Raw genomic sequence first — 26,152 nt, forward strand, 5'->3', positions numbered from 1 at the left:
TGAATTCCGGGAGGGACGCCCCTGTGGGGGCGTGCAAAGGCCAGCGGCGGGGAGAGCATGGACGACGGGAAGCCCAGCGGGCCGAAGGCGAAGTGGTGGAGCCGTCCCTCGACGGAACGTACCGGTCCTGCCGGGCCGGAGGACGCGATGCCGGTCGCGGACGGCTCCCACGACGCGGCGGTCCTGAACGGGGCGCCGGCTGCGGAGCCCGCCCCCGGTGCGGGCGAGGCCGCACCCGTGCCGCCGCCGGCTGCGGAGCCCGGGACCGCTGCCGGTGAGGCCGTACCCGCTCCGTCGGGTGAGCCGTTCACGCCCGGCCCCCGGGCACGGCCGCTGCACGCGCCCGACGAGTACAGCACCCCGCCCTACGGCGGGCCGGGGCCGTGGGCGCCGGCACCGCCCGTCCAGCGCCCGCTGCCGACGCCGGCCCACGGCACCCCCGTGCCCCCGCCCCACGCCGGGCCGAGCGGCCACGGGACGATCGCCCCGGCGCCCCCGGTACACGCGGGCGCCTCGGTTCCCGCCCAGCCCTCCGCCCAGCCCTCCGCGCAGGGCGACGCCTACCCGCCCCCGCCGCTTCCGGCGCCGCTGCAGCACGGTGCGCCCCCGCAGCCGGGGTCCCTGCCCTCCGTACCGCAGCAGACCTCGCAGTGGCTGCGCTACGACCCGTGGGGCGCGCCCCAGCAGCCCCTGAGCCACCCCGGGCCCGCCCTCGGGAACGACGCGGTGCCGCGCAAGGGCCGCCGGGGATCCGTCCTCGTCGGAGCCATGCTGCTCGCCCTCGTCGCGGGAGGTATCGGAGGAGGCATCGGGGCCTATGTCGAGCGCAACGGCGGCCTGACCACGGTCGAGCTGCCCCAGGCGGGCCGGGACAGCGGGGGCCGCGCTCCCGACAGCGTCGCGGGCATCGCCGCCAGCGCACTGCCGGGTGTCGTCACCCTGCACGTCAGCGGCTCCGCCGAGTCCGGCACGGGCACCGGCTTCGTGCTCGACAACAAGGGCCACATCCTCACCAACAACCACGTCGTGGCCCCCGCGGGCTCCGCAGGGGACATCACCGTCACCTTCAGCGGCGGCGAGACCGCGCCCGCCGAGATCGTCGGCAAGGACAGCGGCTACGACCTGGCGGTCGTCAAGGTCACGGGCGTGACCAACCTCAAGCCCCTGCAGCTCGGCAATTCCGACAACGTGCAGGTCGGCGACCCGGTGGTGGCCATCGGCGCCCCCTTCGACCTGTCCAACACGGTCACCGCCGGCATCATCAGCGCCAAGGAGCGGCCCATCACCGCGGGCGGTGAGAAGGGGGACGGCACCGACGTCAGCTATGTCGACGCCCTGCAGACCGACGCACCGATCAACCCCGGCAACTCCGGTGGCCCGCTGGTCGACGCCGAGGCCCGGGTCATCGGCATCAACAGCGCCATCCGGGCCGCCGGCAGCGGATCCGCCGCCCCGGAGGGCGGGCAGTCCGGCTCCATCGGCCTGGGCTTCGCGATACCGATCAACCAGGGCAAGCGGGTCGCCGAGGAGCTGATCAACACGGGCAAGGCCACCCACCCGGTGATCGGCGTCACCCTCGACATGCAGTTCACCGGCGACGGGGCCAAGGTCGGCGGAAAGGGCGCCGGGGGAGGCTCGGCGGTCACGGCGGACGGTCCGGCGGACAAGGCGGGCATCGTGACGGGCGACATCATCACCGCGGTGGACGGCCGACGGGTGCACAGCGGTGAGGAGCTGATCGTCAAGATCCGCGCCCACCGGCCGGGCGACCGGCTCGACCTCCGGCTGACACGCGACGGCAAGGACCTGTCCGTGACGTTGACCCTGGGTTCGGCGAGCGGCACCTGACAGCCACCGGCAGGTACCGCCCGGACAGCTACGCCGGGTACCGTGGAGCCGGTCCGGCCGGCCTGGTGGCGGGAGAACCGCGGAGAACACGCAGAGGACACGAGGAGCAGCAAGGTGTTCAATGACATAGGTGCGCTCGAGCTGGTGACGCTCGTGGTTCTCGCCGTGCTCGTATTCGGCCCGGAGAAGCTGCCGAAGGTCATTCAGGACGTCACGCGCACCATCCGGAAGATCCGTGAGTTCTCGGACAGCGCCAAGGACGACATCCGTTCGGAGCTCGGCCCGCAGTTCAAGGACTTCGAGTTCGAGGACCTCAACCCCAAGACGTTCGTCCGCAAGCAGCTGATGGACGGCAACGACGACCTGGGGCTCAAGGAGATCCGCGAGAGCTTCGATCTGCGCAAGGAGATGGCCGACGTCACCGACGCGGTGAACGGCCGCGAGGCCGCGCCGTCCACCGGGACGGCAGCCGCGCCGTCCGCGGGCACGACAGCCGCACCGGCCGCGGCGGGTGCGCCCGACCTCCTCAAGAAGCCTGCTCAGCCCGCCAGGGACGAGCGACCGCCCTTCGACGCAGACGCCACCTGAGACACGTCAATCCCGACTCGTCCGGACGGTATGGCTATTCTCCATCTGTCCGGTTGCGAGGTTGCCCATGCCCGAGGGGGGAGGGCCGCTCCGGATCTGAGTGATCGAGGAGGCGGCCGGGCAGATGGAGACGACGAGTCGGGTAGGGGCGGACGGTGCGCCCAGGAAGGGCACCGCAGAGGGGGTGCCGACGGCCCGGCGTACTGTCGACGGCTATCTCAAGGCGCCGTTCCCCTGGTACGGGCTGGACGAGGCCTTCACGGGGCCGCGCTGGCTGATGCAGGTCGCCGCCGCCGCCGACGGCACGGTGCAGCACGGTTCTACCGGGCACGGTGAGGAACCGGTCCTGCGCGGTGACGCCGAAGCGGAGAAGGCGCGCTTCGCGGTGGTCGTGACCGTGGCCAGCAGCCCGGTGCGGCACACCGGGGACGGTACGGGCGTCCTGGACGCCACCACGGTCTCCTCGGCGGCCTGGCTGGCGGGTTCCGGTCTGCTGGCGTACACATGGCCCCCGCAGATGGACCACACGCTGCGCAGCGACTGGCTGGACCAGCAGACGGAGACCGCGTTCGAGCTGGCCGACGAGCTGGACCGGGCTCCCTGGTCGACGCTGTCGCTCCCGGTGGACGGCGTGCCGGTGGAATTCCACTACCGCGAGTCCGAGTTCGGCTGGATCCTCGCGGGGTCGGCGCCCGACGGCGTGCACATCGGCGCGTACGGGCGCGGGATGAGCGCCTACGGCCTGGGCTTCGCGGTGATCGGCGACATCAGGACGTACGAGGCCTGAGCGCGCATACGGAAGGGGCGGCCTGCGCGCAGGCCGCCCCTTCCGTATGCGCGCTCAGAACTTGTTGCGCGGGGTGAGACCCAACGACATGCCGGACAGGCCGCGCTGACGGCCTCCCAGCTTCTCCGCGATGGACCGCAGGGCGGCGCCGGCGGGGGAGTCCGGGTCGGACAGGACGACGGGCTTGCCCTCGTCGCCGCCCTCGCGCAGCCGTACGTCGATCGGGATGGACCCCAGGACCGGCACCTCGGCGCCGATCGTCTTCGTCAGGCCCTCGGCGACCCGCAGGCCGCCGCCCGAGCCGAACACGTCGACCATCTCGTCGCAGTGCGGGCACGGCATGCCCGACATGTTCTCGACGACACCGACGATCTTCTGGTGGGTCTGCACGGCGATGGAACCGGCCCGCTCGGCGACCTCGGCCGCAGCCTGCTGGGGGGTCGTGACGACCAGGATCTCGGCGTTCGGCACGAGCTGCGCCACGGAGATCGCGATGTCACCGGTGCCCGGCGGCAGGTCGAGCAGCAGGACGTCGAGGTCGCCCCAGTACACATCGGCGAGGAACTGCTGCAGGGCGCGGTGCAGCATCGGTCCGCGCCACACCACCGGGGCGTTGCCCGGGGTGAACATGCCGATGGAGATCACCTTCACGCCGTGCGCGGACGGCGGCATGATCATGTTCTCGACCTGGGTGGGCTTGCCGTCGGCCCCGAGCATCCGGGGCACGCTGTGCCCGTAGATGTCCGCGTCCACGACGCCCACCTTGAGCCCGTCGGCCGCCATCGCCGCCGCGAGGTTCACCGTCACCGAGGACTTGCCGACACCGCCCTTGCCGGACGCGACCGCGTAGACCCGGGTCAGCGAACCGGGCTTGGCGAACGGCACCTCGCGCTCCGCCGTGCCGCCGCGGAGCGAGGAGGCGAGCTCCTTGCGCTGTTCGTCGCTCATCACGTCGAGCGTGACCTCGACGCGCGACACGCCCTCGACGCGGGCCACCGCGTCGGTCACGTTCTTGGTGATCGTCTCGCGCATCGGGCAGCCGGAAACCGTGAGGTACACGGTGACAGCGACCACACCGTCAGGATCGATCGCCACCGATTTCACCATGCCCAGCTCGGTGATCGGTCGGTGGATCTCCGGGTCGTTCACTGTCGCCAGTGCTTCACGCACCGCGTCTTCCGTAGCCATACCTCGATAGTACGGGTGCGCGCAGCGCTCCTTGGAAGGGTGGTGGCGGGCGACGGGTGGGAGGTACGGCGCCGGTGCCTACGCGCGGGTAGCCCCTCAGCGGTCGCCTTCGTCACTCTCGACCTGAAGGAGTACCCGGCGCTCCTCCATGTCCTTGACCATGGCCTCCAGCTCCGAGCGGATCCAGTCCCGGGTGGCGACCTCGCCGAGGCCCATCCGCAGGGCGGCGATCTCCCGGGTGAGGTACTCGGTGTCCGCGATCGAGCGCTCGTTCTGCTTGCGGTCCTGCTCGTGGGTGACCCGGTCGCGGTCGTCCTGGCGGTTCTGCGCGAGCAGGATCAGCGGGGCCGCGTACGAGGCCTGGAGGGACAGCATCAGCGTCAGGAAGATGAAGGGGTACTGGTCGAACCGGAATTCCTCCGGCGCGAAGATGTTCCACACCACCCAGAGGATGATGATCAGCGTCATCCAGACGATGAACCGTCCCGTGCCCAGGAACCGGGCGATGCGCTCGGAGAACCGGCCGAACGCCTCGGGGTCGTACTCCGGCAGCAGCCGGCGGCGCGGGTCCTTCGGCTGGTCGAGCCGCGGGCGTGGGGGGCGCACGAGGCCCGAGGAGCCGGTCGACGCCGCCTTCGCACGGTCCTCACCGGCCATCGGCGATCCCCTCCTCGCCCTGGAAGTCGGTCTCGCGCCAGTCCTCCGGGAGCAGGTGGTCCAGCACGTCGTCCACCGTCACCGCACCGAGCAGCGAGCCGCTCTCGTCCACCACGGGCACCGAGACCATGTTGTACGCGGCCAGGTAGCTGGTCACGGCGGGCAGCGGGGTGTCCGGCGTCAGCGGTACCAGATCGCTGTCGACGAGCGAGCTGACCAGGGTGAACGGAGGATCGCGCAGCAGCCGCTGGAAGTGCACGGTGCCCAGGTACTTGCCGGTCGGGGTCTCGTCGGGCGACCGGCAGACGTACACCTGCGCGGCCAGCGCGGGCGAGAGGTCCTGCTGGCGGACCCGGGCCAGGGCGTCCGCGACCGTCGCGTCGGGCCGCAGGATGATCGGCTCGGTCGTCATCAGCCCGCCCGCGGTCCGCTCCTCGTACGACATCAGGCGCCGTACGTCGGCGGCGTCGTCGGGCCGCATCAGCGCCAGCAGCCGTTCCTTGTCCGCTTCCGGCAGCTCCGAGAGCAGGTCGGCCGCGTCGTCCGGGTCCATCGCCTCCAGGACGTCCGCCGCGCGGTCCTCCTTGAGCTTGCCGATGATCTCCACCTGGTCGTCCTCGGGCAGCTCCTCCAGGACGTCCGCGAGCCGGTCGTCGTCCAGGGCGGCGGCCACCTCGGCCCGGCGCTTGGGCGACAGGTGGTGCAGGGCGTTGGCGACGTCGGTGGGGCGCAACCGCTCGAACGTGGCGACCAGGCTCTCGGCTCCCTGCCCGTCCTCCTCCAGCGAGAAGCCGCTGACCGCCGACCACTCCACCGTCAGGGTCTCGCCCTTGCGCCGCAGTGCGCCGCCCCGCCCCTTGCGTACGAAGAACTTGTCGATCTCCCAGTCGCGCCGGGCCGGGAGCTGCTGGATCGCCACATCGAGGACGGTGACCTCCTCGTCGGTCTCCACGAGACGCACCCGCCGGTCGAGGATCTCGCCCAGGACGAGCCGCTCGGTCGGCCGTTGCTCGAAGCGCCGCATGTTGACGACGCCGGTCGTGATGACCTGACCCGACTCGACCCCGGTCACCCGGATCATCGGCAGGAAGATCCGCCGCCGGCTGACCACCTCGACGACCATGCCGAGCAGCCTCGGCGGCTTGCCGCCGACCCGGAGCATCGCGACGAAGTCGCGTACCCGGCCCACCTGGTCACCATTGGGGTCGAACACCGGTACGCCGGACAGGTGTGAGACGAAGATCCTGGGAGCGCCTGCTGCCATTCCGTGCGCCTCCTGAGTCCCCGACGTCCTCCTTTGCCGAGATCAGGCTAGCCCGTACCGCTCGGCGCCGCCCCGGCGGACCGTCCGTACGGCGCTCTGCCGAACGGCGTACGCGGCACGGGTACGCTGCCGTCTGCCACCCCCCGACACTCAGACGAGAGGCAGTGCGCCCGTGACCTCTTACGACCCGGCCGTCCGCGCCCGCCGCCGGACGGCTCTCGCCGTCGTGCTCTGCGCGGGGCTGACCGCCGCGCTCACCGCCTGCGCCGAGGAGGACCCGGACAAGGGGACCAACGGCGTCGGCAAGCTGACGGCGGCGCAGATCGACAAGAAGGCACGGGCCGCCGCGGACGCCTCCGACGCGGTGCGGCTGACGGGCAAGCTGGTCAGCAAGGGCGGCACGTACAGCCTGAACATGCAGCTCAGCGCCGAGGGCGGCACCGGATCGGTCACCTCGAAGCAGAGTACGTTCGCGCTGCTGCGCATCGGTGACGAGCTCTTCCTGAAGGCCGACGCCGGCTTCTGGAACCACGCCACGGACAACGCGGCCGAAGCCGACGAGGAGGGCGTCCGGGCCGCCGACAAGCTCAAGGGCAAGTACGTGAAGGTCCCCGAGGACGACCCCACCTACAAGCAGCTGCGCGGCTTCACCGAGAAGAAGGCGCTTCTCGACGGGATGCTCGCCCTGCACGGAAAGCTCAACAAGGGCGACCGGGACACGATCGGCGGGATCCGTACGGTGCAGATCATGGGCGGAAAGGGTGAGGGAGGCGCACTCGACGTCTCCCTCAAGGGCACGCCCTACCCCGTGCGCGTGGCCCGGGGCGGGGGAGGCGGCACGGTCACCCTCGCCGACTGGGGAGTGGAGTTCGCGCTGGAGCCGCCGCCCGAGGACGACACCGTCGACTACGGCGGCCAGCTGCCGAAGTCCTCCGGCTGACGGAAGGCACCCGTCACCGCTTCTTCCCGCGGCGCTTCAGCAGCAGCCGGGGCAGCGCGGCCGGTGCCGGGTGGTGCGTGGTCGCCCCGGTGGGCAGCGGCGCCGCGGCCAGCGAGGTCTCCGGCAGCTCCGTACGGGACGCTCCCGGCGTCAGCCGCAGGACCCGGCACTCGCGCGCCCAGCGCTCCGTCATCCGCTCGGCGTCCGGCGCGTTCAGCCGCTTGCCCCTGAGCTCGGCGACGGCGGCCTCCCACTCCTGCGAGTGGGGCTCCAGGACGGCGACGGCGGCGGTCCAGGCGACCAGCCGGCCGCCCTTGTCCTTGCTGCGCACCGTCACCTCGGCGGTGCCGCCCGCGTCCAGCCCGGCGGACAGCGGCTGCTCCCCGGGGCCGTCGCCGACGAGCAGGGCCGCACCCTCGTGCCACACGTGCCACAGCGCCCGGGCGGGGCCGGAGCCCCGCACCCAGATCAGACCGGACTTCTTCGTGGCCTCCTCGACGAGAGCCCGGCCCAGCGACACGTCAGCAGCAGTCATGCCCGCACTCTATTAGAGCCAGCCGTTGCGCTTCAGGGTGCGGTGGATGGAGAAACAGACGACGCCGATGACGCCCAGCACCATCGGATAGCCGTACGTCCACCGCAGTTCGGGCATGTGGTCGAAGTTCATGCCGTAGACGCCGCAGATCATCGTCGGTACGGCGATGATGGCCGCCCAGGACGTGATCTTGCGCATGTCCTCGTTCTGCGTGACGGTCGCCTGCGCGAGGTTCGCCTGGAGGATCGAGTTCAGCAACTCGTCGAATCCGATGACCTCTTCGTGCACCCGGGCCAGGTGGTCGGCCACGTCGCGGAAGTACTTCTGGATGTCGGGGTCGATGAGCCGCATGGGGCGCTCGCTCAGCAGCTGCATCGGCCGGAGCAGCGGCGACACGGCCCGCTTGAACTCCAGCACCTCGCGCTTCAGCTGGTAGATCCGCCCGGCGTCCGATCCGCGCGGACTGCCCTTCGCCGGTGTGGAGAACACATCGATCTCCACCTCGTCGATGTCGTCCTGCACGGAGGCCGCCACCGCGATGTAGCCGTCGACGACATGGTCGGCGATCGAGTGCAGCACGGCCGAGGGGCCCTTGGAGAGCAGCTCGGGGTCGTCCTGGAGGCGGTGGCGCAGGGCGCGGAGCGAACCCTGTCCGCCGTGACGGACGGTGATGACGAAGTCCCGTCCGGTGAAGCACATCACCTCGCCCGTCTCCACCACCTCGCTGGTGGCGGTCAGCTCGGCGTGCTCGACGTAGTGGATCGTCTTGAACACGGTGAAGAGCGTGTCGTCGTACCGCTCCAGCTTGGGCCGCTGGTGGGCGTGGACGGCGTCCTCGACGGCCAGCGGGTGGAGGCCGAACTCGCGCGCGATACCGGCGAACTCCTCCTCGGTCGGCTCGTGGAGGCCGATCCAGGCGAAGCCACCCTCCTCGCGCACGCGCAGCATCGCCTCGTGCGGGGTCTGGCAGGCGTCGGCCGCGAGCCGGCGCCCGTCCCGGTAGACCGCACAGTCGACGACCGCGCTGGAGACGGTCGGGTCACGGGTGGTGTCGTAGCTGTTGTACGGGGTGTTGCTCTTGCGCAGGGACGGGCGCACGGCAGCGCGCAGGTCGCGGATCATCGACATGGCTGGCTCCTTCACGGAGGGCCGTCGTCGGCGGGGCGTGGAACAGCCCGGAATGGGGACGTGCGCTCACGTCCGCAAAGCGGGCGGCACCGCGCGGGCGCGATGACGGCGTTCGCTACAGACAGGCAAAAACGAGGGGCTCTTCCGGTGCGCGGACTGCCGCGAACACGTCCTGGGAGGGCGTCAGATCACGGAAGGACGGCGCCGCGCGGAAGAGCGGCTGGTACTGCACGGTCGACTTGGATCCACCGCGGCCCCACCTCCTCCGGCCGGTCCCCCGTGGGGGATCACGTGTTGTCGGGACTGAGAGCGACGCTTGGCGTGCTGTCCCGACCGGCGGCCCACGCTATCAGCCGACTCGGGGTCAATCTCTTTCTTTGCCCGTTGGAGACGCGTTCTATGCTCGCGGCATGGGAGAAATTCTTGATCTGGTCGAGGCCGGGCTCCGTACGGCCCTGGGAGAACCGGACGCGCGCGCCGAGGTGACGTTCCTGGGCACGGACCGCATCGAGGTGCTCCGCTTCGTCGACGGCGATGTCGTGCGCTACGCCACGCTGGGCATGTCGGCCCAGCCGATGGCCGATCCCACCTCCCCGCTCGCCGACCCCGTGAAGGGTCCGCGGGCGGAACTGGTCCTGTCCGTACGGCTGGGACTCGCCGCCACCGACGAGGTGCTCAGGCCACTCGCCGTCCTGGCGGCCTCCCCGCAGGTCGAGGGGCTGATCGTCACTCCTGGGGCGTCGCTGGACCTCGGCAGCCCCCTCTGGTCCGGTGCGCCGTTCAGCTCCGTGCTGGTCGCCGAGCCGGGCGGTCTCGTCGAGGACCTGCAGCTGGACGCCCCGATGGATCCGGTGCGCTTCCTGCCGCTCCTGCCGATGACGCACAACGAGGCCGCCTGGAAGCGGGTCAGGGGAGCCCAGGAACTCCAGGAGCGCTGGCTGTCGCACGGGACGGATCTGCGGGACCCGCTGCGCTCCTCCGTCCCCCTCGACTGAGCCCGCCCGTCGGGCGCCGCCGCGCTGCGGACGGGTGATCGTCCTTGACGCCACGACGCCCGGAGAGGACCGTTGGGGGGTATGAGGGGCGAACCCAGTTGCCCGAAGTGCGGTGGCCGGGTCAGGGCGCCCGGTCTTTTCGCCGATGCCTGGCAGTGCTCCGTGCACGGAGCGGTGCACCCGATGCAGCCGGTGATCCCGCCCAGCGTCGAGGCGCTCGGCGTGGTGGTGCACCGGGCCGAAGTGCCGGTGTGGATGCCCTGGCCGCTGCCGGTGGGCTGGCTGTTCACCGGTGCGGCGTACGCGGGTGACGACCGCAGCGGCGGCCGGGCGACCGCCGTCGCCTGCTCCGGTCCCGGACCGCTCGGAGGAATGGGCGAACTGCTGCTCGTCGCCGAGGAGCTCGGCGTCGGGCTCGGCGCCCGCTACGCCGGTATCGACGGCCTGGATCCCGGTTCCGGCCTGTGCGCCCAGGGGGTGCCGGACGCCAAGGTGCTCGCCGCGGGGCGGCCCACCCCGCTCTGGCACGTCAAGGACGCCCCGGACGACCGGGCCGTCTTCGCCGGCGAGGCGCGCGGCCTGTGGCTCTGGGCGATCGTGTGGCCCGAGCAGTCGGGGCTCATGATGTACGACGAACTGGTGCTGACCGACCTGCGCGACGCCGGCGGAGAGGTGGACCTCCTGCCGTGCGGGGCGCTCACACCCCGGCTGCTCACCCAGCCCTGACCGGTGGCGGTGGCCGGGCGGCCGGTGCGGACAGCGGTAAGCGGTAAGCGGTCCGCGCGTGACCGGCGGGCGGGGTGACGGGAACGGAGCGGCGAGGGCCGGGAACCGGGCGAGGAGGTCAGCGGCCGGGCGGCGAGGGCCGGAGGCAGGGTGACCGCCGGTTATCCTTGGGCGTCCCCCTGTCCGTCCACGAGCCCCGGAGTACGCGTCGTGCGCATCGACCTGCACACCCACTCCACCGCCTCGGACGGTACGGACACCCCCGCCGAGCTGGTGGCCCAGGCCGCCGCGGCGGGCCTGGACGTCGTCGCCCTCACCGACCACGACACCGTGCGCGGCCACGCCGAAGCGGTCGCGGCCCTCCCCGAGGGCCTGACCCTCGTCACGGGTGCCGAGCTCTCCTGCCGCGTCGACGGCATCGGCCTGCACATGCTGGCCTACCTCTTCGATCCGTCCGAACCCGAGCTCGCCCGCGAGCGCGAGCTGGTCAGGGACGACCGGGTGCCGCGCGCGCAGACCATGGTGCGCAAGCTCCGGGAGCTCGGCGTTCCGGTCACCTGGGAGCAGGTGGCGCGGATCGCCGGTGAGGGCTCGGTCGGCCGCCCGCACATCGCCACCGCACTCGTGGAGCTCGGCGTCGTCGGTTCGGTCTCCGACGCCTTCACTCCGGCCTGGCTCGCGAACGGCGGGCGTGCGTACGCGGAGAAGCACGAACTCGACCCGTTCGAAGCGGTCCGGCTGGTCAAGGCCGCCGGCGGTGTCACCGTCTTCGCCCACCCGCTCGCCGTCAAGCGCGGCGACGTGGTCCCCGAAGCCGTGATCGCACGCCTGGCGGCCGCGGGCCTCGACGGCATCGAGATCGACCACATGGACCACGACGAGCCCACCAGGGCCCGGCTGCGTGGGATCGCGGCCGAGCTGGAGCTGCTGCCCACCGGGTCCAGCGACTACCACGGCACCCGCAAGACCGTCCGGCTCGGGGAGTACACCACCGACCCCGAGATCTACGGCGAGATCACCCGGCGCGCCACGGGGGCCTTCCCCGTGCCGGGCGCCGGCGGAGCGCTCCCCGCGTAACTCGCTCCCCGCGCTATCACCTCTTCCGCGCCACCCTCTCGGCGCGGCCCCGCACGCCGCCGTCCCGCGGCCCGCGCCCCTCCCTGTTCGACCCGCTCTTCTCTCGCAAGGCTCACTGTGTTCGACGTCGCTGTCTTCGGATCCCTCTTTCTCACCCTTTTTGTGATTATGGATCCGCCCGGAATCACCCCGATCTTCCTGGCCCTCACCGCGGGGCGCCCCGCCAAGGTGCAGCGCAGGATGGCCCTGCAGGCCGTCGCCGTCGCCTTCGGCGTCATCGCCGTCTTCGGTCTGCTCGGCCAGCAGATCCTGGACTACCTGCACGTCTCCGTACCCGCGCTGATGATCGCGGGAGGGCTCCTCCTGCTGCTGATCGCGCTGGACCTGCTCACCGGCAAGACGGACGAGCCGACGCAGACCAAGGACGTCAACGTTGCCCTCGTACCGCTGGGCATGCCGCTGCTCGCCGGGCCCGGTGCGATCGTCTCCGTGATCCTGGCGGTGCAGGACGCCGACGGTGCCGGCGGTCAGGTCGCCGTCTGGTCCGCGATCCTCGCCATGCACCTGGTGCTCTGGCTGGCCATGCGGTATTCGCTGCTGATCATCCGCGTGATCAAGGACGGCGGTGTGGTGCTGGTGACCCGCCTCGCCGGGATGATGCTCTCGGCCATCGCCGTCCAGCAGATCATCAACGGCGTCACCCAGGTCGTCCAGAACGCCTGAGGCCCGGACAGCACAACGCCCCCGCACGGACCTTCCGGGCGGGGGCGCATCGTCTTCAGCGGCGCACAGCGGTGTGAGGCGTTACGAAGCCGACGCGTCGGCCGGCCGGATGTAGATGCGCTGGCCCATGGAGGCGGCCTGCTGCACGATCCGGTTGACGGAGGCGGCGTCCACGACGGTGCTGTCCACGGCGGTACCGTCGACATCGTCGAGGCGCATGATCTCGAAGCGCATAAGGCTTCCCTTCGTCTGATCCTCCTGCTGGAGAACTACTGGAGGACGGGCTGGCCGTCCGACAAGGATGGGGAGCTCGAGGCGTTCACGCCTCGCGCTCCACAGGGGGTACAACGGCTTGCCCACGGCAAACATTCCCTACGCTAAGGAAATTTTTTGGATGTCTAAGTACCCGCCAGTAATGGAGCATGCGCAGACAATGAGGTCCGTATGAATCACGCGGACGCACAGCCGGACGAAGGGCCGGGCATCAGAGAGCAGCTGGACCGCACCAACGAGCTGCTCCAGCGCGTGCTCGCGGAGGTGTCGAAGACCCCTTCCACCCACGCGATCTTCGTGGACGCGGGCTACGTGTACGCCGCGGCCGGACTGCTCGTCACCGGCACCGAGGACCGCCGGTCCTTCGACCTCGACGCGGAAGGGCTGATCGATGCGTTCATCGACAAGGCCCGCACGATCTTCGCGGACAGCAGGCTGTTGCGCGTCTACTGGTACGACGGGGCCAGGCGCCGGATCCACACCGTCGAGCAGCAGTCCATCGCCGAGCTTCCCGACGTCAAGGTCAGGCTCGGCAACCTCAACGCCAACAACCAGCAGAAGGGCGTCGACTCACTCATCCGGACGGACCTGGAGTCGCTCGCCCGGCACCGGGCCATCAGCGACGCGGCACTCGTCGGCGGCGACGAGGACCTGGTGTCGGCCGTCGAGGCCGCACAGGGCTACGGAGCCCGCGTCCACCTCTGGGGCATCGAGGCCGGCGAGGGGCGCAACCAGGCCGAGCCGCTGCTCTGGGAGGTCGACAGCCAGCGCACCTTCGACCTGGACTTCTGCCGCCCCTACGTGACCCGGCGCCCGGTCACGATGTACGAGGACGACGGCCCCGTCCCGGCACGCGAGGACGTCCGCTTCGTCGGCGCCCAGATCGCCGCCACCTGGCTCTCCTCGCGCGGCCGTGAGTCCCTCGCCGACCTGCTGCCCGGACACCCCTACCTGCCGGGCTCGGTCGACCAGGACCTCCTCGTCGAGGCCGAGCGGCTGCTCCAGCACTCACTGCGCGGCCACGCCCCGCTGCGCCGGGCACTGCGTGACGGCTTCTGGCAGCACCTGCAGGCCCAGTTCTGAGCCGACGGGATCAGAGACCCCTCCAGAAGGAGGCGAGGGCGGCCGCCGTCTCCAGCGGGCGGGCCGTGTTGGGGGAGTGCTCCGCTCCCTCGATCACGGTGTGAGGGGCCCCCAGCCGGCGGGCCATGTCGTCCAGCAGGGGCACGGGCCACACGTCGTCGCTCTCGCCCGACACCACATGGACGGGGAGGGGCAGCGCGGCGAGCTCCGCCACCCGGTCCGGCTCGGCGGACAGCTGGGCTCCGGTGGCGATCAGCTGAGCCGGGTCGTGGCGCATCCAGCGACGGCGCAGGTCCTCGCCACCGCCGGTGTCCGCGTCCTCGGGCGGGTCCAGGGCGCGCATGGCCTCCCAGACCTCCGCCATGGTCCAGCGGGCGAGGGCGTCGCCGAGCAGCTGCGCCTTCTTCTGCTGGTCGGTCGTGATCTCGGCGGGGCCGGACGACATCAGGGTCAGTGAACGGAACGGCCCGGCGTCCAGCAGCACCGCGGCGCGGGCGATCTGGCCGCCCAGCGAGTGCCCGAGCAGATGGACGCCTCCGGGCCCCACGTCGTCTACCGCGGCTGCCTGAGCCAGCACATCACGAGCCAACTCGCCCTGAGAATAGGATTCCTGACGGCCCGTCCCCTCGCTCTCGTACTGCCCTCGGCCGTCGACGGACAGCACCCGGAACCCGGCGTCGGCCAGGGGTTCGAGCATCGCGATGAAGTCCTCCTTGCTGCCGGTGTATCCGGGCAGCAGGAGGGCGGTCGAGTGCGCCCCGGTGGGCGGTGCGGCGTCCAGCACGGCGAAGTCGCCGCGCTCGGTGTGCAGCACGCGGGTTCGGGCGCAGGGGGGCGGGGTGAACGTGGGCGGCCGGCTCATGGGGTGAGGTTATCGCCGGGAGCGCGACCGTGCCCGGGCAGACGTACGGCCCCGGTTCCCGCAGTGCGGGAACCGGGGCCGTACGTGGGTACTGCTACCGGATCAGGCCTCGGTCGCCTCGGCGGCCGCCGTCGTGGCACGAGCCCGGCGGCGGCGCGGCTTCGCGGGGGCCGCGTCCTCGGCCGTCACCGTCTCGGCCGCCTCCGCCTTGACGGCGGTGGCGCGCGGCCGGCGACGGCGCGGCTTGGCCTCCACGGCGTCCTCGGCAGCGGCCGGGGACACGGTCACCGACGCCACCGCTTCGGTCTTCGGCTTGGCGGCGGCGCGGGGCCTGCGGCGCTGCTTGGTCTCGACCGCGGGCTCGGAGGCCGGCGCGATCTGGAAGTCGACCTCGTCGGCCGGCTTGACCACCCGGGTGCGGCGGCGCGGCCGCGTGACCACGGGCTCCGCCACCGGTGCGGCGACGGCCACGGTCTGGAAGTCGACCACGGGCTCGGCGACCGGGGCCGGGGCCACCGTCTCGGCGACCGGCGTCGCAGCCGCGGCGCGGGTGCGACGCCGGCGCGGCTGCGCGTCCACCACCGGCTCGGCCTCGGTCACGGGAGCGGCCTCGGTCACGGGCGGGGCTGTGGCGGCGACGGGGGCCGGAGCCTCGGCCACGGCCACGGCTGCCTCCACGACACCCTCCGCGGTGGCGCGGGTACGGCGACGGCGACGCGGGGTGCGCGGCTCCGCCGGGTCCTCGCCGGCCGGCTCGGTGGACGGTGCCGGCACCGTGACGGCACCTTCCTCGGCGGTGCTGCCGCCCCGCGTGCGACGACGCTGACGCGGGGTGCGCGGCGGGCGCTCCTCACGGGGGGCCGAGGCGGGCGCGGCGGCCTTGCGGCCGCGGCCACCCGTCTCACCGAGATCCTCGATCTCCTCCGCGCGCAGACCCGCACGGGTCCGCTCGGTGCGCGGCAGGACACCCTTGGTCCCGGCCGGGATGCTGAGCTCCTCGTACAGGTGCGGGGACGTGGAGTACGTCTCGGGCGGGTCCGGGAACTTCAGGTCCAGGGCCTTGTTGATCAGCTGCCAGCGCGGGATGTCGTCCCAGTCGACCAGCGTGATCGCGATGCCCTTGGCCCCCGCGCGGCCGGTGCGGCCGATGCGGTGGAGGTACGTCTTCTCGTCCTCCGGCGACTGGTAGTTGATGACATGGGTCACACCCTCGACGTCGATGCCGCGCGCGGCGACATCGGTGCAGACGAGGACGTCCACCTTGCCGTTGCGGAAGGCGCGCAGCGCCTGCTCGCGGGCGCCCTGGCCCAGGTCGCCGTGGACGGCGCCGGAGGCGAAGCCGCGCTTCTCCAGCTGTTCGGCGATGTCGGCGGCCGTCCGCTTCGTACGACAGAAGATCATCGCGAGCCCGCGGCCGTCGGCCTGCAGGATGCGCGAGACCATCTCGGGCTTGTCCATCGAGTGGGCGCGGTAGACGAACTGCGCCGTGTTCTTGACGGTCGTGCCCTCGTCGTCGGGCGAGGTGGCGTTGATGTGGGTCGGCTGCGACATGTAGCGGCGCGCGAGACTGATGACGGCGCCCGGCATGGTGGCCGAGAACAGCATGGTCTGGCGCTTCGGCGGCAGCATGGTGATGATGCGCTCGACGTCGGGCAGGAAGCCCAGGTCCAGCATCTCGTCGGCCTCGTCGAGGACGAGGACGCGGATGTGCGACAGGTCGAGCTTGCGCTGGCCCGCCAGGTCGAGCAGACGGCCCGGGGTGCCGACGATCACGTCGACGCCCTTCTTGAGGGCCTCGACCTGGGGCTCGTACGCACGGCCGCCGTAGATCGCGAGAACGCGGACGTTACGGGCCTTGCCGGCGGTCAGCAGGTCGTTGGTGACCTGCTGGCACAGCTCGCGCGTGGGAACGACGATCAGGGCCTGCGGGGCGTCCGTCAGCTTGTCGGGCCCGGCCCGGCCCGCCTCGACGTCGGCGGGGACGGTCACGCGCTCCAGGAGCGGCAGACCGAAACCGAGCGTCTTGCCGGTGCCGGTCTTGGCCTGGCCGATGACGTCGGACCCGGAGAGCGCTACGGGGAGCGTCATCTCCTGGATGGGGAACGGGGACGTGATGCCGACCGCCTCGAGGGCTTCGGCCGTCTCGGGAAGGATTCCGAGGTCGCGGAACGTAGTCAGGGTGCTGCCTCTTCTGTGAAACGCGGCCCGAGGCGAACGCTGGGGGTCGTACCGTGCCGGGGTCGGTCGTCCGGCCGTGGATGGGCCGGGTGGCGCGGGACCACTGCCGTCGCTCGAGCGCTCGTGCCGCTGAGGGGGCCCCTCATCTGCGGGTAGTGCCTATCGCACACGCCGCGTGGAGGGCTGTCGGGTCGGAGCCGATCGGGCCACCGACCGGGCATCCTCATTCAAGGTCGCGCTGCTGGCACAAGAAAATGCTCAGTAAGCGCAATACCACTGTACCCCGGATTCGTGCATGTGTGTTGGGCGAATTCATCGGAACGGTGTGATGTCTCCGACCGGCCGGGCCCTTCCACCCTCCCACAAGCGGGCTATTCTGCGCTTCATGGAGACGCCTGACAACGCCAATGAAGCATCCGACGAAGCGCCCGCACCCACCGGAATCGCAGCCCAGGACTGGGTGACCGCTTCCGCCGAGCCGCAGTACCGCGCCGCGGTCGTGGATCTGCTCGGCGCACTCGCCTACGGGGAACTGGCGGCCTTCGAGCGGCTCGCCGAGGATGCGAAACTCGCACCGACGCTCGGTGACAAGGCGGCACTGGCAAAGATGGCGTCCGCCGAATTCCAGCATTTCGAGACGCTGACCGACCGGCTCACCGCGATCGGCGAGGACCCGACCAGGGCCATGGAGCCCTTCGCCAAGGCACTGGACGACTTCCACCGGCAGACCGCACCGTCGGACTGGCTGGAGGGCCTGGTCAAGGCGTACGTCGGCGACTCGATCGCCAGCGACTTCTACCGGGAGATCGCCGCCCGCCTCGACAGCGACACCCGCTCCCTCGTCCTGGCCGTCCTCGACGACACGGGACACGGGAACTTCGCGGTCGAGAAGGTGCGCGCCGCCATCGAGGCGGAGCCCCGGGTCGGCGGCAGGCTGGCCCTGTGGGCGCGCAGGCTGATGGGCGAGGCGCTCTCCCAGGCCCAGCGCGTGGTCGCCGACCGCGACGCCCTGTCGACGATGCTCGTCGGCGGTGTGGCCGACGGCTTCGACCTGGCCGAGGTCGGCCGGATGTTCTCCAGGATCACCGAGGCCCACACCAAGCGGATGGCCGCACTGGGCCTCGCGGCCTGACGGGCGGCCCTACTGGGCCGGTGCGGACCGCACCGGCCTGCTGCCGCGGGGGCGGATCAGCAGGGAGAGGGTCACCGCCCCGACCAGCAGGGCACCGGCCGGCGTCGCCAGGAGGTGCCCGGAGCCCAGCGCCGAGTGCGTCAGATACGCGCCGAAGAGGGCTCCGAGCGAACCGGTGACGAACACCGTGGAGTGGGACGGGAGCCGGCCCGGCAACGTGTGGAGAGCAGCCCAGGACAGGGCCAGTCCGAGCACGACGGAGCTGATGAATTCCCAGAACACAGAAGGTCACCTCGCTTGATTGCGCGGCGGGCAGATCGGTCCTAGGCCGTACTACCCGGGGCCTGCGGAATACAACCCTCCCCGCGCTTCCGGGAACCCTCCCGAGCGAAGATCCGGTACAGGAAAGGTGGAGGCCCGGCGGACATCCGCCGGGCCTCCACCTCTGTCCTGTGCGTCGCGCGACCTACAGCGCGCCGAACCCCACCCGTCGGGTGCTGGGCTCGCCGATCTCCACGTACGCGATCCGGTCGGCCGGCACCAGAACCTTGCGGCCCTTGTCGTCCGTGAGGCTGAGCAGCTGCGCCTTGCCGCTGAGCGCCTCGCCGACCGCGCTCTCGACCTCTTCGGCGGAAAGCCCGCTCTCCAGAACGATCTCCCGGGGCGTGTGCTGCACCCCGATCTTGACCTCCACGGCTATGTCCCTCCGACGGTCCGTCTCTGCGCGGTGAACCGCGCCGTACGCAGCACACATTAGCCCGGTCAAGGGAGCGACCACGGGTCGACCGGCAACGCCGGCAGCGAACACCCTCCGGGCGCCGTCGGCCCGGGGCGACCGGTCAGTGCTGATCGATGCCGTGCAGCGGGAACCCCGCGATGCCCCGCCAGGCGAGCGAGGTCAGCAGCTGCACGGCCGTGTCACGCGGAATGGCGGACCGGCTGGACAGCCAGTAGCGCGCCACCACCTGGGAGACGCCGCCGAGACCGACCGCCAGCAGCATCGACTCTTCCTTGGACAGCCCCGTGTCGCCCGCGATCACGTCGGAGATGGCCTCCGCGCACTGCAGCGACACCCGGTCGACCCGCTCGCGGACAGCCGGCTCGTTGGTCAGGTCGGACTCGAAGACCAGGCGGAAGGCGCCGCCCTCGTCCTGCACGTACGCGAAGTAGGCGTCCATCGTCGCGGCCACGCGCAGCTTGTTGTCCGTCGTCGAGGCGAGTGCCGTGCGGACCGCCTGGAGCAGTGCCTCGCAGTGCTGGTCGAGCAGCGCCAGGTAGAGCTCCAGCTTGCCGGGGAAGTGCTGGTAGAGCACCGGCTTGCTGACGCCCGCCCGCTCGGCGATGTCGTCCATCGCGGCGGAGTGGTAGCCCTGCGCCACGAAGACCTCCTGCGCGGCGCCCAGCAGCTGATTGCGTCGGGCACGGCGGGGCAGGCGAGTACCCCGCGGGCGTGCTGCCTCTGTCTGCTCGATGGCTGTCACGCCGCCTCCCAAGAATTGTGATCGAACACAGTCGTACCGTGCACGCTGCGCCGTGGGGCCATCGTACTTTTGAGTAACCCGGGTGCGCGCGGCGCGGACGCAGAATTTCACGGACCGGACGACTCCGGTAGCCACGGGCGGGACGAGTGGCGCCGCAAAGCGGGGCGCTCTACCGGTAATCGTCCTCGTCCTGTGGGACGACACGCGCCTGTTCCGCCGCATCCGCCTCATCGGCCCTGTCCCGGTCGATGTCCGTGAGCGGCTCGTCGTGGTTCTGCCGGACCTCGGCGCGCTGTTCGGCGGAGTCGGCCTCGGGCGCCTCATGGTCCCGTTCCTCGGGCCGGACGTCCTCGGTGTCCTCGAAGGTGTCCGGGTCGCTCGGGTCGACCGTCATGGTGGCTCCCTTCCCTCACTCGAAGCCTAGGAGCATCCCTCCGGGGGCGCTATGCGACCTGTGACCGCGAACACATGAACCACCGCGTGATCGTCTCGTAACATTGCCGCATGTCTTCGACCGAGCTGCCCGGTACCCGCGCCGCCGCCGCCGCGCTGGCGCCCACGGTCAGTGCCGTACGGGTGGCGGAGGGTGAGAAGCTGCGCTCCGTCGAGCTGCCGGGCCTCACCCTCACGCTGCGCACCCGCCCCGCGCGGGCGGCCGGTCGGGCCCCCGCCCTCTACGTGCACGGGCTGGGCGGCTCCTCCCAGAACTGGTCGGCGCTGATGCCGATGCTGGCCGACGTGGTCGACGGCGAGGCGGTCGACCTGCCCGGCTTCGGGGACTCCCCGCCGCCGGACGACGGCAACTACTCGGTGACCGGACACGCCCGGGCGGTGATCCGGCTGCTCGACGCCGACCGGCGGGGACCCGTCCACCTCTTCGGCAACTCCCTGGGCGGCGCCGTCGCCACCCGGATCGCGGCGGTCCGCCCCGACCTGGTGCGCACCCTGACGCTGATCTCACCGGCCCTGCCCGAGATCCGGGTGCAGCGGCCGGCCGTACCGACGGGGCTTCTCGCACTCCCTGGCGTCGCTTCCCTGTTCTCCAGGCTCACCCGGGAGTGGACCGCGGAGCAGCGCACGCGCGGCGTCATGGCACTCTGTTACGGCGATCCGGCACGGATCTCCGAGGAGGCCTTCCGCCATGCGGTGGCCGAGATGGAGCGTCGGCTGGAGCTGCCGTACTTCTGGGACGCCATGACACGCTCGGCACGGGGCATCGTCGATGCCTACACGCTGGGCGGACAGCACGGGTTGTGGCGCCAGGCCGAGAGGGTGCTCGCACCGACCCTCCTCGTGTACGGCGGACGGGACCAGCTCGTCTCGTACCGGATGGCACGCAGGGCGTCCGCGGCCTTCCGCGACTCGCGCCTGCTGACACTGCCCGACGCCGGGCACGTGGCGATGATGGAGTACCCGGAAACGATCGCCCAGGCGTTCCGGGACCTGCTCGACGAACGCGGCGGGAGCTGATCCGGGGCGTGGGACGACACAGCCGAAAGGGTGCCGAGGCCAAGGGGCGCGACACCGGGGCCGCCACGGGCGGCGAACGCGGTACGACGCGTACCGGGCCCGGCAGCGGCCGGCGCAGACGGGATTCCGCGACGCCGCCCGCGGGGGACGGACACACCTCTTTCCACGACGCTCCGCAGGTACGGGGCGGTCATCCCGAACAGCATGAGCCGGGCGGCGGCTGGGGGACCGGTCCGCAGCCCCGGCACGACAGCCGGCAGGGCCCCGGGGACGCCTCCACGCGACAGGCCGTGGCGCGGCAGCTGGCGGCCCAGCAGGCCGCGCAGCGTGCCTCCGAGCGGCGTACGGCGCCCCGGACCGGTGCTCGGACCGGTGGCCTTCCGCTGGTGCCGGGCCCGCGCAGGGAGTTCGTCGACGCGTTCGACGCCGCTCCCTCAGGACCCGCACCGCTCGGCGGGGCGGGTTCTGACGGCGACGGCGCGCCCGCCGGTCCGGACGGTGCCCCCGACGACGACGGCGGCCGGGACGGCAGGGGCAGCAAGGGCCGCGCCTTCACGGGCATCGCCGCCGCCGCGGTGACCACGGTGCTCGCCGTCGTGGTGGCCGGCCAGGTGGCGGAGGACTCCGGCGCACCGGTCGTGTCGCAGGCGGCAGGCGTCGACCGCGAGGATGCGGAGGACGCCTCCCGCTCGGTCGAACGCCCGACCCCCCGGGCGCCGCAGCCGCAGGTCAAGCCCATGTCGTACGCCGAGAAGATGGCCAAGGCGTACCCGCTCGCTCCGACGCTCAAGGCGACCGGGGTGTTCGAGGCGGTTCCCGGGCTCGCGAAGGCCCCGGGGAAGGGCGAGAAGTACACGTACCGGATCGACGTCGAGAAGGGTCTCGGTCTCGATGCCGGGCTGTTCGCCGAGGCCGTGCAGAAGACACTGAACGACGACCGCAGCTGGGCGCACAACGGTGCCATGACCTTCGAGCGGATCTCCTCCGGCGAGCCCCGCTTCGTGATCACGCTCGCGAGTCCGGGCACCACCGGGGTCTGGTGCGAGAAGTCGGGCCTGGACACCACGGAGGACAACGTCTCCTGCGATTCGGCGGCCACCGACCGCGTCATGATCAATGCCTATCGCTGGGCACAGGGCGCTTCGACCTTCGGCCCCGACAAACTCCTGGCGTACCGCCAGATGCTGATCAATCACGAGGTCGGCCACCGGCTGGGACACAATCACGTGAGCTGCCGCACCCCGGGTGCGCTCGCCCCCGTGATGCAGCAGCAGACCAAGACGCTGGAGATCGAAGGCATCAAGTGCCGCCCCAACCCCTGGGTGTATCCGGGTAGTTGACCCGGTGGGTGGGTGTCCCGTCCCTGTGGCGGTACGGGCGTCCGCCGGGCGGGACCGGGCGTGCTCGCGGCCCGGTCGCGGCGGATCGTGTGCGACGCGCCGGCGCCCGATGCCCGGGTGGCCGGGTCGAGGTGACTGGGCCGGATCGTCGAGCGGGGGTGTGGCCGACGGGGCGTGCGGATCTTCGCGGTCCCTGAGCGACACGGCTTGCGGTCGGCGGTCCTGTGCTCGAACCGGCGTTCCCGGGTCCGGTCCGTCGTACGCCGCACCCTGCCGCCCGACCCGCAAGGACTGGGCCACAGCCTGACCCTCCGTGACCGTCGTGGCCCCTTATCGCGACAGAACGCGACGGGGGAGGGAAAGTTACGGTGGTTCACCCCTTTCGGTGGTGCGACGGACAACCGTCCGTCATGTCGCCGGTGTGTCCGCTTACGGTCGTCCCGCTGTGAGTCGCCGATCAACGGCGGCTGTCCACAAGGGAGATCGAGGGGTGTGCTCGTGCGGATCGGACTCCTCACGGACGGTGGCTATCCGTATGCGACCGGTGAGTCCAGGCTCTGGTGCGACCGCCTGGTGCGCGGCCTCCCCCAGCACGAATTCGACCTGTTCGCGCTCAGCCGCTCCGCCCACCAGGAACAACAGGGCTGGGTCAGACTTCCGGACCGGGTCGGCCGGGTGAGGACGGCACCGCTGTGGACGCACGGGGAGGACCCTCGCGGAGCACGCCCGAAAGGCGTGTCGGGCCGGCTCGCGACCGGCCTGGGGCGCTCGTACGGGCGGCGTGACCGACGGCGCTTCACGGCGCATGTGACGGCGCTCGTCGGCGCGGTCTGCGCGGGCGCGGACCGCGGGCCGGGCGCAGCGGGCGGTGAGCGGGCGGCGGACCTCTTCACGGAGGGTCTCTACGGCCTCGCCGAACTGGCCACGGACTGCGGCGGCCTGCACGCCGCCCTGCGCTCCGAGACGACCGCGCGGCTGGTCGAATCGGCCTGCCGCGCCCCCGGCACCGGACGGACGGTCCACAGCGCCACCGTCCCCGACTACCTCGCCTTCACCGCCGAGCTCGAACGCGCCCTGCGCCCCCTTTCCCTCGACTGGTACGACGAGTCGAGCCTCGGTGCGGTGGACCTCTGTCACGCGGCCTCCGGAGGGGCCGCGGCCCTGCCGGGGCTGCTGGCCAAACGCTTCTTCGGAGTGCCGCTGCTCGTGACGGAGCACGGTGTTCCGCTGCGGGCGCACTATCTCGCCGTGCCCGAAGCCCCGTTCAGTGCGCCGGTGCGCGCCCTGCTCGCGAACTTCCACGGACGGATGGCCTCCGAGGTGTACCGGCAGGCCGCGGTCATCACCCCCGGCAACACGCATGTACGCCGGTGGCAGGAGCGCTGCGGAGCCGACCGGGACAAGCTCCGCACGGTCTATCCGGGTATGGAGGCCGAACGCTTCGGGACGGTGGGCGAGCGCGGCGACGGCGGTGGTCCGGACACGCTCGTGTGGATCGGGCGCATCGAGCCCGCCAAGGACCTGATCGCCCTGCTGCACGCCTTCGCGGAGGTGCGCAGGGCCGAACCCGACGCCCGGCTGCGCATCTTCGGAGCCCCGGCGCAGGGCGGTGAGGGCGACGCGTATCTCGTCCACTGCAGAGCGCTCGCCGCCCAGCTCTTCCCCGACGAGGCGACGGACGCCCACGCGGCCGGCGCCGACCCGGTCACCTTCGAGGAGATCGGCGGACCCGAGGTGCCCGAGCTGGCGGAGGCGTACGCGGCGGGCGGTGTGGTCGTCCTGTCCAGCGTGGTCGAGGGCTTCCCGATCAGCCTGGTCGAGGCGATGTTCTGCGGCCGGGCCACCGTCTCGACCGACGTGGGCGCCGTGGTGGAGGTCGTCGGCGGCACGGGGCTCGTGGTGCCCCCGCGCAATCCGCGGGCGCTCGCCGATGCCTGCGTCACACTCCTGCGCGACCCCGAGCGCCGTGCACGCCTGGGCGCGGCGGCGCGTGCCCGGGCGCTCGAACTCTTCACCGTCGAACAGAATTTGGTGGCGTTTCGCGGTATCTACCTGGACTTGGTGGCGCACTCCCCGGCCAGGTGGGCGTCCGGGACGAGCGCCGAGGACCCGCCACGCCCGTTCGCCACGCCTCCCGAGGCCCATGTGCTGGGCCACCTGCCGCCCACCCCGGTCGCCTCCGGCGCCGCCCGGCTGCCGAGCTGGGCCATGGCTGCCGACGGCGCGTGCGCGGGCGCGCGGGGAGCGGGAGACGGCGATGCGTGACGACGTGACAGGACACGACCGCGGAGGGGCCTCCATGGGCGGACCGGCCGGCACCTCCCCCCAGGACCTCGACCAGCGAGCCGGGACACCGGCCGCGGTCTCGGCGGCCGGAATCCCGGCACCGCCGCGAGGACCGGGCGACGGGGCGGACGCCCGGCCGGGGGAGGCCGAGGGCCTCGGCCCCACGGCGCTGCCCGGCCCCATGGCACCGTCCGGCCCCATGGCACCGTCCGGCCCCACGGCGCCGTCCGGTGCCGCGGACGGGAACAGCCGGGCCTTCGCCCCGGCCGGCCGGGAGGGGGGTGCGGCCGACGTGGAGCCGGACCCGCGCTCCACGGACCCGCTGCCCGGTGCGGCCGACGGCGCGCTCCCCGCTCCCGGGGGCGGGGAGGCGTCCCCCGTAGCGGTACGCGCCGCTGTGCGCGCCCCCGAGATCGCGTACCACCCCGACCGTCGGCCCGCCGCGCGCCGGGGACCCGCCGACCCCGTGAAGGTGCTCATGCACCGGCACCGGGAGCTCTGCGAACGGTCCGTCGATCCGCTGGAGATCGCTGCGGGTCTGGAGGCGCACGGGCTCACCGACCGCACGGCCGCCCGCTACCGGCACCGTGACGTCTTCTCGCTGGCGGAGGAGCTCTATGCCCGCGCCCCCGGAGCCGGCCGTCACGCGGCGTGCCGCCCACCGCGGCCCGGCCCCGGGCCCGACACCGGGGCACGGGCGGGCTGGACGCTCCTCGCACTGCTCCCCGGCGCCGCCTGCCTCGCGACCGCGGGGGCGCTCCGGGGCACCGAGGGGCTGCTCGGCGGAGAAGCACGGTTCGCGGTGACCGCCGTCGGAGCGCTGCTCGTGTTCCTCGGGCTCCGGCTCTGTCTCCGCGGCGGCCCACTGAGGGCCAGGGACGGCATCGGGGCCGTCACACCGTACGTCTGCTCGCTCCTCGCGTACGCCGTGTACGGGGACGACCTGCTCGCCCAGGTCATCAGCGGCGGCCCCGACGGACACTGGACCGCCGCCCCGGCCCCCCTGCTCGGGCTGGCCCTCGCCGTGGCCCCCGCCGCCTGGTGTGCGCACCTGTTCGCCGTGCGGGCGCACCACAGGCTGGCCGGAAGCCACGTACTCGCCGATTTCGGCGCCGGCGTGCGCCCTCTTCTTCTGGGCATCCTCGCGCTCTTCCTCTGTGCGCTGGCCGCGCTCCTGTTCCTCGCCGACCTCGGCTACGGAGGGGGCGGAACCCTCGTCGCACCGGCCGCCCTCGGTGTCCTGCTCTTCCTGGCCCGGCTCCTCGCCGTCCACGGCTTCCCCGAACCCGCCGCCACCGGACTCGCCGCCGCCTGCGCCGTCGAAGTGGCCGCCCCCTTCCTGGTCCTGGCCGGGCGGCTGCCCGGCCTCGACCTCCTGGCCCGGCCCGTCGGCGCCGTCGTCGCAGCGGCGGGCACCGGCGGCGTACCCGCGCTCGCCTGTGGCACCGCGGCCCTCGGGCTGCTGATCCACGCATCCGTCACCCTGCCCCGGGCCTCCGCACACGCCGCGGCGTAGCCGGACCGCCCACCCACCCCGCGGAGCCGACGCCGCGGGTCCCGTCACCGCACCCACCTTCCTCAAGGAGACACC

26 protein-coding genes are annotated in these 26,152 nt (G+C 72.1%); 14 read left to right on the top strand and 12 right to left on the bottom strand.

Annotation, left to right across the window (positions count from 1 at the left end; all coding sequences use genetic code 11):
• Positions 1-57: 57 nt before the first annotated feature.
• The 3 genes from OG927_RS21590 (at position 58) to OG927_RS21600 (ending at position 3,223) form a co-directional block, all read left to right on the top strand.
• Positions 58-1,848: a S1C family serine protease gene (locus tag OG927_RS21590; RefSeq protein ID WP_330320646.1), complete on the top strand. Its 1,791-nt coding sequence runs from the start codon at positions 58-60 to the stop codon at positions 1,846-1,848.
• 114 nt (positions 1,849-1,962) lie between these two features.
• Positions 1,963-2,436 (top strand): sec-independent translocase, encoded by a 474-nt coding sequence (locus OG927_RS21595; RefSeq protein WP_056793964.1) that lies wholly within the window; start codon positions 1,963-1,965, stop codon positions 2,434-2,436.
• Positions 2,437-2,560: 124 nt separating this feature from the next.
• Positions 2,561-3,223, top strand: a complete 663-nt coding sequence (locus tag OG927_RS21600) for a hypothetical protein (RefSeq protein WP_056794738.1) — start codon at positions 2,561-2,563, stop codon at positions 3,221-3,223.
• Between the two features lie 54 nt (positions 3,224-3,277).
• On the opposite strand, the gene OG927_RS21605 is transcribed toward OG927_RS21600, so the two are convergent.
• The 3 genes from OG927_RS21605 to OG927_RS21615 form a co-directional block, all read right to left on the bottom strand.
• The gene (locus tag OG927_RS21605) at positions 3,278-4,411 is read right to left on the bottom strand and encodes an Mrp/NBP35 family ATP-binding protein (protein ID WP_056793967.1); all 1,134 of its coding nucleotides are present in this window, start codon (positions 4,409-4,411) and stop codon (positions 3,278-3,280) included.
• Positions 4,412-4,507: 96 nt separating this feature from the next.
• On the bottom strand, positions 4,508-5,068 hold the full coding sequence (locus OG927_RS21610; RefSeq protein ID WP_330320647.1) for a DUF1003 domain-containing protein: 561 nt from the start codon (positions 5,066-5,068) through the stop codon (positions 4,508-4,510).
• Positions 5,058-6,332 carry a magnesium transporter MgtE N-terminal domain-containing protein gene (locus OG927_RS21615; protein WP_056793971.1) on the bottom strand — a complete coding sequence of 425 codons (1,275 nt, stop codon included), beginning with the start codon at positions 6,330-6,332 and terminating at the stop codon, positions 5,058-5,060. The genes OG927_RS21610 and OG927_RS21615 overlap by 11 nt, the downstream gene beginning before the upstream one ends.
• A gap of 172 nt (positions 6,333-6,504) precedes the next feature.
• On the opposite strand from OG927_RS21615, the gene OG927_RS21620 reads away from it, so the two are divergent.
• Positions 6,505-7,272: a hypothetical protein gene (locus OG927_RS21620; RefSeq protein ID WP_056793973.1), complete on the top strand. Its 768-nt coding sequence runs from the start codon at positions 6,505-6,507 to the stop codon at positions 7,270-7,272.
• A gap of 13 nt (positions 7,273-7,285) precedes the next feature.
• Here the strand turns inward: OG927_RS21620 and OG927_RS21625 are convergent, their stop codons facing one another.
• Positions 7,286-7,807 (bottom strand): hypothetical protein, encoded by a 522-nt coding sequence (locus OG927_RS21625; RefSeq protein ID WP_330320648.1) that lies wholly within the window; start codon positions 7,805-7,807, stop codon positions 7,286-7,288.
• Between the two features lie 12 nt (positions 7,808-7,819).
• Positions 7,820-8,935 (bottom strand): magnesium and cobalt transport protein CorA, encoded by a 1,116-nt coding sequence (locus tag OG927_RS21630; protein WP_056793977.1) that lies wholly within the window; start codon positions 8,933-8,935, stop codon positions 7,820-7,822.
• A gap of 410 nt (positions 8,936-9,345) precedes the next feature.
• Here OG927_RS21630 and OG927_RS21635 point away from each other — a divergent pair, with 410 nt between their 5' ends.
• From OG927_RS21635 to OG927_RS21650, 4 genes are all read left to right on the top strand, one after another.
• Positions 9,346-9,930 (top strand): suppressor of fused domain protein, encoded by a 585-nt coding sequence (locus OG927_RS21635; protein ID WP_056793979.1) that lies wholly within the window; start codon positions 9,346-9,348, stop codon positions 9,928-9,930.
• 81 nt (positions 9,931-10,011) lie between these two features.
• Positions 10,012-10,656 (top strand): DUF6758 family protein, encoded by a 645-nt coding sequence (locus OG927_RS21640; protein WP_079099459.1) that lies wholly within the window; start codon positions 10,012-10,014, stop codon positions 10,654-10,656.
• Between the two features lie 210 nt (positions 10,657-10,866).
• Positions 10,867-11,733, top strand: coding sequence for a PHP domain-containing protein (locus OG927_RS21645; RefSeq protein ID WP_330320649.1), 867 nt, complete (start codon positions 10,867-10,869; stop codon positions 11,731-11,733).
• A 117-nt stretch (positions 11,734-11,850) separates the two neighbouring features.
• On the top strand, positions 11,851-12,456 hold the full coding sequence (locus OG927_RS21650; RefSeq protein WP_056793986.1) for a MarC family protein: 606 nt from the start codon (positions 11,851-11,853) through the stop codon (positions 12,454-12,456).
• A gap of 81 nt (positions 12,457-12,537) precedes the next feature.
• Here the strand turns inward: OG927_RS21650 and OG927_RS21655 are convergent, their stop codons facing one another.
• The gene (locus OG927_RS21655) at positions 12,538-12,690 is read right to left on the bottom strand and encodes a hypothetical protein (RefSeq protein WP_164494125.1); all 153 of its coding nucleotides are present in this window, start codon (positions 12,688-12,690) and stop codon (positions 12,538-12,540) included.
• Positions 12,691-12,900: 210 nt separating this feature from the next.
• Here OG927_RS21655 and OG927_RS21660 point away from each other — a divergent pair, with 210 nt between their 5' ends.
• The gene (locus OG927_RS21660) at positions 12,901-13,812 is read left to right on the top strand and encodes an NYN domain-containing protein (protein WP_330320650.1); all 912 of its coding nucleotides are present in this window, start codon (positions 12,901-12,903) and stop codon (positions 13,810-13,812) included.
• 10 nt (positions 13,813-13,822) lie between these two features.
• Here OG927_RS21660 and OG927_RS21665 read toward each other — a convergent pair whose 3' ends face one another.
• Together OG927_RS21665 and OG927_RS21670 are read right to left on the bottom strand one after the other, a co-directional pair.
• Positions 13,823-14,674: an alpha/beta fold hydrolase gene (locus OG927_RS21665; RefSeq protein ID WP_319101192.1), complete on the bottom strand. Its 852-nt coding sequence runs from the start codon at positions 14,672-14,674 to the stop codon at positions 13,823-13,825.
• Positions 14,675-14,776: 102 nt separating this feature from the next.
• Positions 14,777-16,762, bottom strand: a complete 1,986-nt coding sequence (locus OG927_RS21670) for a DEAD/DEAH box helicase (RefSeq protein WP_330320651.1) — start codon at positions 16,760-16,762, stop codon at positions 14,777-14,779.
• 466 nt (positions 16,763-17,228) lie between these two features.
• Here OG927_RS21670 and OG927_RS21675 point away from each other — a divergent pair, with 466 nt between their 5' ends.
• The gene (locus tag OG927_RS21675; protein ID WP_199862813.1) at positions 17,229-17,984 is read left to right on the top strand and encodes a ferritin-like fold-containing protein; all 756 of its coding nucleotides are present in this window, start codon (positions 17,229-17,231) and stop codon (positions 17,982-17,984) included.
• A gap of 9 nt (positions 17,985-17,993) precedes the next feature.
• Here the strand turns inward: OG927_RS21675 and OG927_RS21680 are convergent, their stop codons facing one another.
• The 4 genes from OG927_RS21680 to OG927_RS21695 form a co-directional block, all read right to left on the bottom strand.
• Positions 17,994-18,266 carry a hypothetical protein gene (locus OG927_RS21680; protein WP_124281245.1) on the bottom strand — a complete coding sequence of 91 codons (273 nt, stop codon included), beginning with the start codon at positions 18,264-18,266 and terminating at the stop codon, positions 17,994-17,996.
• Positions 18,267-18,450: 184 nt separating this feature from the next.
• The gene (locus OG927_RS21685) at positions 18,451-18,678 is read right to left on the bottom strand and encodes a DUF3107 domain-containing protein (protein ID WP_056793994.1); all 228 of its coding nucleotides are present in this window, start codon (positions 18,676-18,678) and stop codon (positions 18,451-18,453) included.
• 145 nt (positions 18,679-18,823) lie between these two features.
• Positions 18,824-19,465, bottom strand: coding sequence for a TetR/AcrR family transcriptional regulator (locus OG927_RS21690; RefSeq protein WP_056793996.1), 642 nt, complete (start codon positions 19,463-19,465; stop codon positions 18,824-18,826).
• A gap of 169 nt (positions 19,466-19,634) precedes the next feature.
• Entirely contained in the window at positions 19,635-19,859 is a 225-nt protein-coding gene (locus OG927_RS21695; RefSeq protein ID WP_330320652.1) for a hypothetical protein, read from the bottom strand.
• A 110-nt stretch (positions 19,860-19,969) separates the two neighbouring features.
• On the opposite strand from OG927_RS21695, the gene OG927_RS21700 reads away from it, so the two are divergent.
• The 4 genes from OG927_RS21700 to OG927_RS21715 all read left to right on the top strand — a co-directional run bounded on the left by OG927_RS21700 (position 19,970) and on the right by OG927_RS21715 (position 26,077).
• Positions 19,970-20,935 carry an alpha/beta fold hydrolase gene (locus OG927_RS21700; RefSeq protein WP_330320653.1) on the top strand — a complete coding sequence of 322 codons (966 nt, stop codon included), beginning with the start codon at positions 19,970-19,972 and terminating at the stop codon, positions 20,933-20,935.
• A gap of 8 nt (positions 20,936-20,943) precedes the next feature.
• Positions 20,944-22,275, top strand: coding sequence for a DUF3152 domain-containing protein (locus OG927_RS21705; protein WP_056794001.1), 1,332 nt, complete (start codon positions 20,944-20,946; stop codon positions 22,273-22,275).
• A gap of 498 nt (positions 22,276-22,773) precedes the next feature.
• Positions 22,774-24,540, top strand: coding sequence for a DUF3492 domain-containing protein (locus tag OG927_RS21710; RefSeq protein ID WP_330320654.1), 1,767 nt, complete (start codon positions 22,774-22,776; stop codon positions 24,538-24,540).
• Positions 24,533-26,077, top strand: coding sequence for a hypothetical protein (locus OG927_RS21715; RefSeq protein WP_330320655.1), 1,545 nt, complete (start codon positions 24,533-24,535; stop codon positions 26,075-26,077). The genes OG927_RS21710 and OG927_RS21715 overlap by 8 nt, the downstream gene beginning before the upstream one ends.
• Positions 26,078-26,152: the final 75 nt, after the last annotated feature.

The sequence above is a fragment of the Streptomyces clavifer genome, from assembly GCF_036345975.1.
In the GTDB taxonomy this organism is placed as follows: Bacteria; Actinomycetota; Actinomycetes; order Streptomycetales; family Streptomycetaceae; genus Streptomyces; species Streptomyces clavifer.

What these genes read in the sequence shown, in the direction of transcription:
- OG927_RS21590 (WP_330320646.1), top strand. Translation starts at nt 58, where the DNA reads ATGGACGACGGGAAGCCCAGCGGGCCGAAGGCGAAGTGGTGGAGCCGT.
- OG927_RS21615 (WP_056793971.1), bottom strand. Translation starts at nt 6,332, where the DNA reads ATGGCAGCAGGCGCTCCCAGGATCTTCGTCTCACACCTGTCCGGCGTA.
- OG927_RS21610 (WP_330320647.1), bottom strand. Translation starts at nt 5,068, where the DNA reads ATGGCCGGTGAGGACCGTGCGAAGGCGGCGTCGACCGGCTCCTCGGGC.
- OG927_RS21695 (WP_330320652.1), bottom strand. Translation starts at nt 19,859, where the DNA reads ATGACGGTCGACCCGAGCGACCCGGACACCTTCGAGGACACCGAGGAC.
- OG927_RS21700 (WP_330320653.1), top strand. Translation starts at nt 19,970, where the DNA reads ATGTCTTCGACCGAGCTGCCCGGTACCCGCGCCGCCGCCGCCGCGCTG.
- OG927_RS21670 (WP_330320651.1), bottom strand. Translation starts at nt 16,762, where the DNA reads ATGACGCTCCCCGTAGCGCTCTCCGGGTCCGACGTCATCGGCCAGGCC.
- OG927_RS21660 (WP_330320650.1), top strand. Translation starts at nt 12,901, where the DNA reads ATGAATCACGCGGACGCACAGCCGGACGAAGGGCCGGGCATCAGAGAG.
- OG927_RS21625 (WP_330320648.1), bottom strand. Translation starts at nt 7,807, where the DNA reads ATGACTGCTGCTGACGTGTCGCTGGGCCGGGCTCTCGTCGAGGAGGCC.
- OG927_RS21665 (WP_319101192.1), bottom strand. Translation starts at nt 14,674, where the DNA reads ATGAGCCGGCCGCCCACGTTCACCCCGCCCCCCTGCGCCCGAACCCGC.
- OG927_RS21630 (WP_056793977.1), bottom strand. Translation starts at nt 8,935, where the DNA reads ATGTCGATGATCCGCGACCTGCGCGCTGCCGTGCGCCCGTCCCTGCGC.
- OG927_RS21605 (WP_056793967.1), bottom strand. Translation starts at nt 4,411, where the DNA reads ATGGCTACGGAAGACGCGGTGCGTGAAGCACTGGCGACAGTGAACGAC.
- OG927_RS21640 (WP_079099459.1), top strand. Translation starts at nt 10,012, where the DNA reads ATGAGGGGCGAACCCAGTTGCCCGAAGTGCGGTGGCCGGGTCAGGGCG.
- OG927_RS21635 (WP_056793979.1), top strand. Translation starts at nt 9,346, where the DNA reads ATGGGAGAAATTCTTGATCTGGTCGAGGCCGGGCTCCGTACGGCCCTG.
- OG927_RS21600 (WP_056794738.1), top strand. Translation starts at nt 2,561, where the DNA reads ATGGAGACGACGAGTCGGGTAGGGGCGGACGGTGCGCCCAGGAAGGGC.
- OG927_RS21715 (WP_330320655.1), top strand. Translation starts at nt 24,533, where the DNA reads ATGCGTGACGACGTGACAGGACACGACCGCGGAGGGGCCTCCATGGGC.
- OG927_RS21655 (WP_164494125.1), bottom strand. Translation starts at nt 12,690, where the DNA reads ATGCGCTTCGAGATCATGCGCCTCGACGATGTCGACGGTACCGCCGTG.